Annotated in this window: 7 protein-coding genes; 2 read left to right on the top strand and 5 right to left on the bottom strand. The window is 69.0% G+C overall.

What is annotated here, in order from left to right:
* The 5 genes from ACWD3D_RS24555 to ACWD3D_RS24575 form a co-directional block, all read right to left on the bottom strand.
* Window positions 1-862: serine/threonine-protein kinase (locus ACWD3D_RS24555; RefSeq protein ID WP_451462972.1), on the bottom strand; the 862-nt coding region annotated here is incomplete at its 3' end.
* A 272-nt stretch (window positions 863-1,134) separates the two neighbouring features.
* Window positions 1,135-4,326, bottom strand: coding sequence for a type I restriction endonuclease subunit R (locus ACWD3D_RS24560; protein WP_451462966.1), 3,192 nt, complete (start codon window positions 4,324-4,326; stop codon window positions 1,135-1,137).
* Entirely contained in the window at window positions 4,323-5,612 is a 1,290-nt protein-coding gene (locus ACWD3D_RS24565) for a restriction endonuclease subunit S (protein ID WP_451462967.1), read from the bottom strand. The genes ACWD3D_RS24560 and ACWD3D_RS24565 overlap by 4 nt, the downstream gene beginning before the upstream one ends.
* Complete coding sequence (locus ACWD3D_RS24570; RefSeq protein ID WP_451462968.1) at window positions 5,609-7,723, bottom strand: type I restriction-modification system subunit M; 2,115 nt, start codon at window positions 7,721-7,723, stop codon at window positions 5,609-5,611. The genes ACWD3D_RS24565 and ACWD3D_RS24570 overlap by 4 nt, the downstream gene beginning before the upstream one ends.
* A gap of 110 nt (window positions 7,724-7,833) precedes the next feature.
* Window positions 7,834-9,993, bottom strand: a complete 2,160-nt coding sequence (locus tag ACWD3D_RS24575; protein WP_451462969.1) for an N-6 DNA methylase — start codon at window positions 9,991-9,993, stop codon at window positions 7,834-7,836.
* Between the two features lie 220 nt (window positions 9,994-10,213).
* Here ACWD3D_RS24575 and ACWD3D_RS24580 point away from each other — a divergent pair, with 220 nt between their 5' ends.
* Together ACWD3D_RS24580 and ACWD3D_RS24585 are read left to right on the top strand one after the other, a co-directional pair.
* A complete protein-coding gene (locus ACWD3D_RS24580) occupies window positions 10,214-11,440 on the top strand; it encodes a DNA sulfur modification protein DndB (protein WP_451462970.1) in 1,227 nt (408 codons plus the stop codon).
* Between the two features lie 130 nt (window positions 11,441-11,570).
* Window positions 11,571-12,176, top strand: coding sequence for a hypothetical protein (locus ACWD3D_RS24585; RefSeq protein ID WP_451462971.1), 606 nt, complete (start codon window positions 11,571-11,573; stop codon window positions 12,174-12,176).
* The last annotated feature ends 49 nt before the right edge of the window (window positions 12,177-12,225 follow it).

A 12,225-nucleotide genomic window follows, 5' to 3' on the forward strand; every position in this document is an offset into this window, starting at 1 on the left:
CGTACGGATCGCGGAAGATGCCCGTCGGGTCCGGCGCCCCCGCCGGGCCGGCCTCGCCGGGCCCGGGCGACCGGCCGGGCGGCGGCAGGAACGGCCGCAGGCGCTCGTACACTTCCTGCACGTCGGCGGGCCGTGCCTCGGGCGCCTTGAGCAGCAGGTGCAGGACGAGGTCCTCCAGCTCCTTCGGTACCTCGGGGCGCAGGGCCCGCAGCGGTACGGGGGCGGCGTTCACGTGCTGGTGCATCACCATGTACTCGCTGTCCGCCGAGAACAGCAGCCGCCCGCAGAGCAGTTCGTGCAGCATGCAGCCGAGCGCGTACAGGTCGGTCTGCGGGGACGTCCGTCCGCCGCGCACCTGCTCGGGCGCCATGTACTGATAGGTGCCGATGGGTGTTCCGGTCGCGGTCAGCTTGGTGACGTCGGTCCGCAGGATCGCGGCGATCCCGAAGTCGAGGACCTTCACCGTCCCGTCGCGGGCGACCAGGACGTTGCTGGGCTTCAGGTCGCGGTGGATGACCGGCACCTCGTGCGCGTGCGACAGCACGGTGGCGACCTGCGCGGCCACCGCCACCGCCCAGCTCACCGGAAGCGGGCGAGCGGGGTGGACGTACGCGGACAGCGGTGTCCCGTCGACCAGCTCCATGACCAGGTACAGCCGCTCGTAGGTGTCGTCGAGCACCGCGTCGTACACCTGGGGCACGCCGGGGTGCTGGATGCGCGCGGTGATGCGGGCCTCACGGCGGAAGCGCTTGGCGAACTCCTCGGCCAGCTGGACCGATCCGCCGACGGCCTGTTGCCGGATCAGTTTCACGGCGACGGGCCGGTCGAGCACGGCGTCGTAGCCGCGCCACACCTCCCCCATACCGCCGCCCGCGAGCGGTTCCAGGAGCTCGTACCGGCCCGCGATCGGCTGCTCTGGCACGTGGGGCCCCCGTGTGTGCGTGTACCGGCCGGTGCGTGAACGACGGGACCGGCCTTCGGCTTGCTGAGGACAGTCTCCCTGGTGGGACGATCTTCAGTCCAGTGCCGGCGGCCCGAAACCGCACGGGCCGCCTCTTTCCGGTCACGGCGCTGCGAGAGCCCACCGTACGCCGCGTGAGCGTGGCGGTGGGCCCTCTTCCGAGACGTACGGGACTACTCGTCCACGCCCTCTTCCCGGCGGATCATCCGCCAGGCCGCCCGGCGCGCGCTGCGGTCCAGGCTGGACTTGAACCCCTTGTCGGGGCCGAAGTACTGCCGTCCCATGCCGGCGATCGTGTCGATGTGGTCGGCCATCTTGTCGGCGAAGACCTTGTCGAAGACCTTGCCGAAGTTGTCCACGTCGTCGTTGGCGACCGCCGCCAGCCGGACCTTGTGGTCCGCCTTGGCCTCGTTGAAGGGCTGGATGACGTCCTGCTCGGTGAAGTCGGTGCCGAACTTGGCGTTGAACGCCTCGATCAGCTCCGACAGCAGCGACTTCTCGGCCTCCGCCGCGCCGCCGACACCCTCCCCGAACCCCTTGAGCTCGGCCGCGCCCTCCGGGGCGAGGGACTTGTCGTGCTCGCCGGTCTTCTCCACCCGCAGGTGGCTGAGGTCGATCTCGCCTATGTCGACACCACCGTCGGCACGCCGGGGAAGCCGGTTGAGGAGGTAGCGGCCGTAGAGGTGGAGCCGCTCCAGCTCCGCGTCGCGGTAGGGCACGATCTGGGCGAGGAACCCGTACTTGCGCACGTAGTCGTTGAGCGCGGCGCGGAAGCTCTCCGCGGTCTCCACCTCGTCGTCCTCCTCGCTCTCCAGGAGCGGGGTGAACCGGGCGACGGCGGGTGAGAGCAGGCGGTACAACTCTGCGTGCAGCTTCTCCCACTTGGCCTGCGAACCGGCCGCCTTCTCCTTCGCCTCGAAGTAGGCGGCGGCGAACTCGTCCATCTCCGGCTCGGAGATGACCGGCGCCGACATGACGGCGCTCTGCGCGGTGTAGAGCAGGTTCGGGTCGGAGGGCAGCGTCGTCGCCTCTTCGAAGTACGGGCGGAAGGCGTCCTGTATGTCCTGGGCGTCGTTGCTGAAGTCCAGGACCGCGAGGTCCGCCTGCGACTTGCGTTCGGCGGTGCGGTTGAGCCGGGAGAGCGTCTGCACGGCGGAGATGCCGGTCAGCTTCTTGTTGACGTACATGGTGGTCAGGAGCGGCTGGTCGAACCCGGTCTGGTACTTCTCCGCCACCACGAGGATCTTGTACTCCTGCTGCCCGCGCCCCCCGGCCGCCACGGCCTTGTCGTCGGCGCGGGTGTACGCGAACGCCTTCGGCAGCGCGCTCTCCGCGATCCCGCCGTTCTCCTTCGGCTCGGTCGTCTCCTCGTCGTCGACGGTGAGCGAGCCGGAGAACGCGACCAGGACCCCGAGGTCCGGGTACTTCGTGTCGTACTCCTGGTCCTTGAGGTAACTCTTGATCGCCCGGGCCATCTGTACGGCGGACTGCCGCGAGGCCGTCACCACCATCGACTTGGCCCGCCCGCCGAGCCGCCCCCGGGAGTGCGCGAGGAAGTGCTCGACGATCACCGTGGCGTGCTGCGAGACGGTGTGCTCATGGGTCAGCACGTACCGGGCGAGCAGGCTGTTGGCCTTGGAGGGATCGACCTCGATCTCGTCCGGGTTCTGGTTCACCAGCTTCCAGTACGTGTTGTACGTGACGTAGTTGCGCAGCGGGTCGAGGATGAACCCCTCCTCGATGGCCTGGCGCATCGAGTACGTGTGGAAGGGGCGGTACACGGACTTACCGCCCTCGGTGGCTTCCGTGCCGAAGAGTTCGAGTGTCTTGGCCTTCGGGGTGGCGGTGAAGGCGAAGTACGAGAGGTTCGCGGCCTGCGAGCGCTCGGTGGCCTTCCTCCTCAGCTTCTCGTCGACCGTGACGGGGGCGGGCACGGCGACCGCGCCCCGATCGGCCGAGTCGGAGTCCAGCCCGAGGTCCCGGAGCACGGCCCGCACGTCCGTGGCGGCACCGCCGGACTGGGAGGAGTGCGCCTCGTCCACGATGATCGCGAACCTGGTGCCCTTGATCTCGGTCGGGTTGCGCACGATGTAGTCGATGAGTGCCGGGAACGAGTGCAGGGTGACCGTGACGATCTTGCCCGTGTCGCGGGACAGCGCGCGGGCCAGCTGCTCGCTCTTCGCACCGTTCTTCTCGTCGATCTTCACGACCAGACCCTCGGTCTGCGAGAAGCTGCCGACGGTCTCCCGGAGCTGGGCGTCCAGGTTGCGGCGGTCGGTGATGACGATGACCTTGTCGAAGACGGGTGCCCCCGGCTTGAGGCGGCCCTGCTCGACGGCGTCCGGGTCGAGCGCGTGCGGATCGGTGTCCGCGTGCAGATCGCTGAGCCGGTGGGCCAGCCAGCCGATGGTGTTGGACTTGCCCGAGCCGGCGGAGGCCATGACGAGGTAGTTGTGGCCGACACCGTGGGTCGCGGCGTGCCCGGTCAGCCTCTTCACGACGTCCCACTGGTGGAAACGCGGGAAGATCGTCGACTTGGTGGTGCCGCCGCCGGGGGTCCTGGACTTCTGCTGGTGCACGTAACGCTGGAGCAGGTCCAGCCAGTTGTCCCGGGCCCAGACCTGTTCCCACAGGTAGGAGGTGGCGTACGCGCCGTACGCGACCGGAGCCGGGTTTCCGGCGCCGCCGGGCAGGCCCGGGCCGTTGGAACCGGTGTTGAACGGGAGGAACCGGGTGTTCTGGCCCCGGAGCTGGGTCGCCACGAAGACGAGGTCCGGGTCCACCGCGAAGTTGGCGACGACACGGCGGGTGAAGATCAGCTCGGTGGGGTCGCGGTCGGAGCGGTACTGGTTCTTCGCCTCCTCGACGCCCTGCCGGGTGAGCGGATTCTTCAACTCGGCGGTGGCGACCGGGATGCCGTTCAGGAACAGGGTCAGGTCGAGCTTGTTGCCCCAGTCCGCCTGCTTGGTGGCGTAGACGAGTTCGCGTACGACGGTGAGGCGGTTGGCGCGGTAGCCGTCGAGGACGGAGTTGTCGGCGACCAGGTTTGGCTTGAAGTAGGCGACCCGGAGGCGGACGCCCCGGTCCTTGACGCCGTTACGGAGGACGCTCAGCAGGCCGTCCTCGGCGATCGCTTTGTCCAGGCGGCGCGCGAAGCCGTCCTGGGCGGCATTGGCGTCGCCGTAGACGGCGAGGAGGTCGTTCCACTCGTCGATCTGCGTCGCGCCGATGAAGGTGAAGAGTTCGTGGGTGTCCAGCCCGAGATCGGCCTGATAGTCCTCGGGCCGCGCCTCGCGCCACCCGCGCTCGGTCATCGCGGCGACGATGGCGTCCCCGAAGGCGGACTCGCGGTGTATGGCTGTCACGGGTTGACTCCGTCCGTTACGTTGCGGCCACTGGCGGTGGAGACGTCGAACTGGCCGGTTACTGCGGCGGTGATGAGGGATTGGCGGCGTTCGGCGAGGAGTTCACTCTGCTGCACCAATTTCCGGCGGAGCAGCTCAATCGCCCCCACCTCGGAGCGAAGCCGAACAACGACTTCCTTCTGCTCCCTCCACGGAATCGAAGGAATCGGGATTTGCTTCATCGCACCCACATTGAAGTGCGCCTGAATACTACCCACGGAATATTCAGCAACCTGGGCGCGAGAATATCCAGAGTTCAGCACGTACTCCAGGTACTCTGGGTCAATCTTCAGACCCGGTCTCACGATGATAAGGTCGATACAATTCGATCCGTCGAATTCAGGAGGAACCACTGCCGCAGCTCCCGCCTGGCCTGTACGGACAACCACCACGTCACCAGCGTTGAGTCGAGACTTAGAGTGCACGGCATCACCATCTGGACTGATACGCACCAAATCTTTCGCATCAACGACACCCGGCTTGACGTTCGTTCCACGCAGAGCCGGAATTCCACCCGAATCCACATACCATTTGGCTGGCGTGATAACGATACCCACAGTAACTTCCGCTACCAGGTACTTTAGGGGGACAAAAGGATGTGGAGATGCCTGCGAATCAAGCCCAAGCATCGACTCAATAAAACGCTCTCGCTTCAGGTCAAGAAGTTTCTGCATCTGGCATCTCGCGGCCACCAATTTATCAATGCGTGTAATCTCAGAGTCGAGGAAGTCAGCGATGCGACGCTGCTCCTCCAACGGCGGAAGAGGAACCCGAAGCTGTTCAATATCCGGCATATAGATGGTCTTGTGCGTCGATCCGGTAGCGACACGCTTGAGATCAGGCGCCATTCCCCGCAGGGCGTGAAGAAGAAAGCGTGGCTCCAGTCGCGGTCCACACGTCCACGTTGCGAAATCCTGGCTCGTGGCCATCTCGCTCCCCATGATGGCCGAGAAACCAACCGAGGCCGTGCGAGAAAGAATTACGGTTCCCGCCGGATGGAGAACGGCCGAAGAGTTGGCAAGGCCGAGCGGGCTGATCTTCTCCTTGGTTTCCGTGATGACGCTCTTCTGTCCGCTACGCAGCTGCCAGACATCGGCCAACGTGATCCATGGCTTGGTGCAGTCGGTCCAGTACTCCGGCTTGCTCCGACTCGGCGTGTGTCCGGACCCGAGTCGAGCTACAAGACGAATGGGCACCGTCGGCCACCGCGACTCGGAGAGCCAGGGAGCGATTCGATTCTCGGTCATTCCGTCACCTCTCCCAGCAGCGCCTGGATCTCCGCCTCAAGCGCCTTCAGATCCGCGTCGATCTCCGCCAACGGCCGCGGCGGTTCGTACACGTAGAAGTGCCGCGTGAACGGGATCTCGTACCCCACCTTCGTCTTCGTGTGGTCGATCCACGCGTCCGGCACGTGCGGGTGCACCTCTCGCTTGAGGTACTCCTCCGCGTCCTCGCCCAGCGGTACGTTCTCGTAGTCGCGCAGGTCGCTGTCCGGCTCCGGCTCGCCCTTGATCGTCTGGACCTCGCCCTCCGGGTCCCGTACGCCCACCGTGTCCCGCAGCGCCTTGGCGAACGGCGCTCCGGTCGGGCCCTGGACGCCGGCTTCGGCCATCGCGTCCCGTACCGCGATCTGGGCCTCGGACTTGGTCGCCCACTCCGTGCCCAGCAGCGGGCGCAAGGCGTCCGCGAGCACCCGCGTCTCGGCGTCAGCCAACTTCGCGAACCGCTCCTCTTCCTCCTCGGTCAGCTTCCGTCGGGCCTTCGCCTTCGCCGCCAACTCCACCTCGCGCGGCAGGAAGCGCTCCTCGGCCCACTTCTGCACGGGCTTCGACGCGAGCAGCGCCGCGAGCGTCTCCTCCGTCAGCTCGAACCGCAGTTTCAACGGCCGCTCGACCGTGATGCGCTGGTAGCCGAACTCCGTGTTCCCGAAGAGCTTCACCTTGCCGTGCATCGGGTGTTCGGCGTCCGCGGCAGCCGCCACGGCGTCCCCGTACAGGCGGGTGATGTCGGCGATGTGGTTGGGCTTGCCGCCGGTCCCGTCGCCGAGTTCCTTGCGCTTGTCGCCCAGCGACTTGCGCATCTTGACCCACTGGTCGCGCGCGTCGAGCAGCACGACCTTGCCCTTGTGCTGGGCGTCCTTGCGGTTGGTCAGGATCCAGAAGTAGGTCGAGATCCCGGTGTTGTAGAAGAGCTGGTCCGGCAGGGCGACGATCGCCTCCAGCCAGTCGTTCTCCAGGATCCAGCGGCGGATCTCGGACTCGCCCGAGCCGGCCGCGCCCGTGAAGAGCGGGGAGCCGTTGAAGACGATGGCGATGCGCGAGCCGCCACCGCCCTTGACGTCGACCGGCTTCATCTTCGAGATCATGTGCTGGAGGAAGAGAAGCGAGCCGTCGTTGATGCGGGGCAGGCCCGCGCCGAAGCGGCCGGAGTCGCCGAGGTTCTTGTACTCGTACTCGACGTCCTCCTTGACCTTCTTCCACTCCACGCCGAACGGCGGGTTGGCCAGCAGGTAGTCGAACTTCTCCCGGGCGTGACCGTCGTCCGAGAAGGAGTTGCCGAAAGCGATGTTCTCCGGGTCCTGCTCCTTGATCATCAGGTCGGACCGGCAGATCGCCCAGGATTCCGGGTTGAGTTCCTGCCCGTACACCTCCACCGTGGCGTCCGGGTTCAGGGCCTTGATGTGTTCCTCGGCCGCGCTGAGCATGCCGCCCGTGCCGCAGGCGGGGTCCAGGACGGTGCGGACGGCGCCCGGCAGGCTGAGCGCGTCGCCGTCCGGGGCGATCAGCAGGTTGACCATCAGCTTGATGACTTCACGCGGGGTGAAGTGCTCGCCCGCGGTCTCGTTGGACTGCTCGGAGAAGCGGCGGATCAGTTCCTCGAAGATGTAGCCCATGTTGTGGTTGGGCACGATCTCGGGGCGCAGGTCCAGATCCGTGAAGCGGCCGACGACCTTGTAGAGCAGGCCGGCCGCGTCGAGCTTCTTGATCTGCTGGGCGAACTCGTACTTGTCCAGGACCTCGATGGCGTTCTCGGAGAAGGCCCCGATGTACGCCTGGAGGTTCTTGGCCATGTTCTGCGGGTCGTCCGCGATGGTCTTGAGCGTCAGCGGGCTCTTGTTGTAGAACGCGTGCCCCGACGCCTTGCGCAGGAAGTGGTCGGTGTCGATGTCCTGGCCGGCGAAGCGGGCGACCGTCTCGGCGACCTTGTCGCGGGTCGGGGTGAGGACGCACTCCAGGCGGCGCAGCACGGTGAACGGCAGGATGACCTTGCCGTAGTCCGACTGCCTGTAGTCGCCGCGCAGGAGGTCGGCGACGGACCAGGCGTGGTTCGCCAGTTCCGTGTGCTTACTGCTGTTCAACGCGTTCCCTTCGAAGGCCCCGGCCCGGTCGGGACGGTTGCGGTTTCGGTTGCGGATTCAGTGTGGTCGAGGGGTGCGGGCGGCCTGAATGTTCAGGCCGGCCGCGACGTTCACGCCGAGAGGTTCTCCGGCGGGGCCGGCGGGAGCAGCGCCCCCGCCGTCAGGCCGGTGAGCAGTGCCTGCGCCGTCTCCTCGGCGAGCGCGGCCGTCCGGCGGGCGGCGGTGCGCAGTTCGTGTGCGTGGCGGAAGGCGGCGCCGTACCGGCGCTGTTCGTCCAGTGGGAGCAGCGGTACGCGGAGCCGGCCGGGGGTGACGTGCAGGATGGTGCTCCCGGTGGAGGCGCCGGCGATGTTGTCGTGGGCGCCGAGGAACCCCGCGAGGAACCAGGGGTCGAGCCGTGCCGGGTCGGGCCGCAGCAGGTGGACGTGGTGGCCGAGCAGGGCACCGGTGTCCGCCTCGTCCGCGACGCGGGCCATGCCGCCGTTGCCGCCGGCCACGGCGCGTACGAGGACGTCGCCGGCGGCGACGGTGTGTGCCGCGTCGGTACGCAGGTCCTCCACCGTGCCCGAAGGGGCCCCGCCACCGCTGACGTCCGACGCGGTGAGCACCGGTCGGCGCTCCCCGTCGTCCGTGCGGGGGGTCTCGCTGCGGCTGCCGGGTACGGCCGCCCGCAGCAGGGCGAGCGCTCCGCCCCGGGCGAGGTCGGAGACCGTGGCCGTACGCCAGGTCCGCGAGGACTCGGCGACCGCCCTCCACGGTCCGTGACCCGCCGCGTTCTCCAGTGCGGCGAGAGAGGTGACGAGCAGTTCGCGGCGGTGCTCGGTGCGTCCGGCCACCTCCGCCGGGTCGATGTCGACGGGTGCGGCGCGTACCTGCCGGGCGGGCGTGAGGTCGACGAGGTCGTCGACGAGGTCGATGGTCGGTACGGCACGTGCCGCACCGGGCGTGTCGGTGAAGGACTCCGGATTCTCGCGGAAGGCGGTCCAGTGGGTGAGGACCTCGCCCGACAGCGCGTCCCAGTCCACTCCCGCCCCGCCACGCCGGCTCCGGGTCTGGGTCTGGGAGTGGCGGTCCTGCGACGGGCTCGCGGTGCTCTCGCGCTGATCGCCGCCCATGTCCACGAAGAGGACGGACGCGCTGTCGGTGCCCTGCGGCTCGGGGCGGCGCAGGACCCACAGGTGCAGGCCGATGTGCAGGGGTACGGAGGCGCCGACCGGCAGCCCGACGACGGCGCGCAGTGCGCCACTGCGTACCAGTTCGGCCCGGACGCGGCGGCCCGAGGCCCGGGTGGCGGTGGCCGGCGGGAGCAGCATCACGGCGTGGCCCCCGGGTTCCAGGTGCGCGAGCGCGTGCTGTGTCCAGGCCAGCTCCGACTCGATCCGGGGCGGTACACCGTAGGCCCACCGCTGGTCGTAGGCGAGTTCCTCGTGGCCCCATTCGCGGTCGCCGTAGGGCGGGTTGCAGAGCACGCCCGCCACGCGCAGCTCCGGGAAGGCGTCGGCGCGCAGGGTGTCGCCGGCGCGCACGGTGACCTGGGCGCCGGGCGACGACAGGTGCAGGCCCACCGCGCTGCGCTGGGCCTGTACGGGAGTTACGTCCTGGCCGTACAGCTCGGTGGCACCTCGTCGTGCCGCCGCCGCGAGCAGGGTGCCGCTGCCGCACGCCGGGTCGAGTACGCGTGCCGTGTGCTCCGGAAGCAGCCGGGCCATGAGGTCCGCGAGGCCCCGGGGCGTGGGGTAGGTGCCGCTGGAGGCGGTGTCGTCCAGTTCGCGTTCGGCGAGGACGTCCAGCGTGCTGTGCGCGCCCTCGCCGCGGACGGAGCGGATCAGCGCCCGCAGGGCGGGGAGGTCCTCCGTGCCGAAGCGGACCGGCTCGGTCTGCGGCATCGATCCGGCCTGTTCGGCGGCGGCGGTTTCCGCCCGGGTGACGATCTCGGAGTCGGGCAGGTCGTCGTAGGCGGCGAGTTCGTCCGCGCCGGCGCGTGACACCGCGAGCACGAGCGGGAACAGCCGGGCCGCCAGGCCGGAGCCCGGCCCGTGGAGTCGCAGCACGGTGCGCAACTCCTCGGACGGGGAGGCCGCGTGCGACTGCCCGCGTGCCTCCAGCCATACCCGTACCGCTTCGAGGTCGTAGAGCGGGCTGCTGTCGGTACCCCCCGACGGGGCGGGGAAGTCGTCGTGCCGGCGGCGCCAGTTGCTGACGGTGGCCCGCGTGACACCCGCGATCCGGGAGATCTCGGCGGCTGTCACCAGAGCTGGTGGCTGGGGCATGGGGTTCCTGGCCTCTCGGGAGTGGACAGTAAACACATTACGGCACGCGTCAAATTCCTCAAGGGGTTTGACAGTGCTTTCACGGTTCTGCTTATCTGGCGGAGCTTCCGATTGGAGGCGACCTTCTCACGGCATGAGCCTTCGGCGTGCCGTGTTCCCTGCCCGCGACGCGGTGCCGAATCGCGCGCCGCCCGCTCCTCCGTGTCGAGGGAGACACCTCATGCAGATCACCCTGCCGACCGCCGTCGTCGAAGGGATCCAGCTCACCGTCATGCCCTTCCGGGCGGACGCCGTGATCGGGACCATGTCCGTGGCGACCCTCGTCCAGCTCGTCCCCTCTCCCCGCCGGGAGGAGGACATGAAATCGCTCAAGGGAGAGTCCGGCACGGTACGGCGCCACGCCGAGCTGCGGGCGCTGGTGCAGCGGGCGCTGAAGTCCACGCAGAAGGGGAGGAACGTCGGCGCCTACGCCGAGTACATCGCCGACGGGGTGAAGGGGGAACTGGGCGCCGGCTGGTCCACGCCGCCGGTCACCTTCTGGCACGCCGGTCCGCTCGCGGCGCTGAGCGACGAGCTGGTGCCCGGAACCGGACTGCGGACCCTGACCATCACGCCGGGCACCTGCGTCGTCGCCATCGACGGCGAGACGCAGACCACCGCCTGGCACGACCTCTACGACGATCCCGGGCGGTTCGGCCTCACCTACGCCGAACTCGCCACCGTCCGCGTCCCCTTCGAGCTCTACGTGGACCTGTCGGTCGCCGACGCGCGGCAGATCTTCTACGACCGCAACGTGCAGGGTGTGGCCGTCGCCAAGAACCTCGCCATGTCGATGGACCAGCGGGACTTCGCGACCCGGCTCGCGCACCGCCTCGCCGAATCGGTCAAGGTCGAGGTGGACGGCAGGCTCGTACCGTTCACCAAGCTCGTCAACGCCAGCAAGCGGCAGGTCGGCAGGACCGACCCGGAGGTCATCACCCTCTCCGCGCTGCGCGCCCTCGTCATCACCACCGTCTACGGACGCTCCGGGCTGACCCGTTCCGCGGAGACCGTCCACGAGGACGAACTTCCCGCCGGAACGGACGCCGAGCAGGTGGAGAGGAGTACGGTCCCGGCGCTGGCACGGCTGATCTCCGACCTCTTCCCGCACTTCGCCTCGCGCAGCGCGATCACCGCCCCGGCGGTGCTCGCGGGCCTGGGCATCGCCGTCCACCGGACCACCCCGTGGGCCGACCCGATGAGCGCCCTGGGCGTCGAGGACCTGCACCGTCTGCTCGCCGGAATCCGGTGGGACCGGGAGCCCCGCTACTGGGACGGCGTCGCCGCCAAGGCCGGCGCCGGCGGACGTCTCAACTTCAGCGGAGGCGTCAAGGACTCCGGCGGCCGGGTGGCCGACGCGATCCTCTACCCCGCGACGGAGGCGGGACTCAGGATCCGCGGCCAGTAGGCCCGCACCGCCACCCGGCACCCGGCTACCCGGCACCGCCCCTGCTTCCTCCGCCGCCGCGGCCGGTCCGCGGTCCCCGACCGACCCGCACGCATCCCACCTCTCTCACCAGGCCTGATCGGAGCACGACATGAACTCTCCTCAGTACCAGCACCCCGGTCCCTACGGGACGCCCGAGCACACCGTCCCGGTGCCGCCCGTCCAGGCGCCGCCCGTCCCGGCCCCGCCCCTCCAGGCGCCGCCCGCCCACTCGCCGCGCAAGCCTTCGCGCGCCAAGACGTGGGTCACGCACGGCGCGGTCGCGTGCGTCGCCCTCTTCATCGGCACAGGCATCGGCGCCGGCGGAGAGGCCGACGCCGACGGCAAGCCGGAGGCCTCCGCCAAGCCGGGCCCGACGGTGACCGTGACCGTGACCGAGACGGCCGAGGCCGCCCCCGCTCCGGCCGTCACCAAGACGGTGACGGCCAAGCCGAAGGCGACGAAGGCCCCCGGCCCGGCGAGCTCCTTCGGCGGGGACGGGGAGTATCTGGTCGGGGAGGACATCGCCGCGGGGACGTACAAGACCGGCGGCGGCGACGGGATGTTCGGCTGCTACTGGGCCCGGCTGAAGGACGCCAGCGGCGAGTTCGACGCGATCATCGCCAACAACAACCTGGACGGTCCGGGCCGGGTGACGGTCGAGAAGGGCGAGTACTTCCAGACCCAGGGCTGCCAGGACTGGAAGAAGGCGGGCTGACCCGCGGGTGTCCGGCGGCACCGGTGCCGCCGGACACCCGCGGGTCAGC

The sequence above is a fragment of the Streptomyces sp. NPDC002690 genome, from assembly GCF_053592415.1.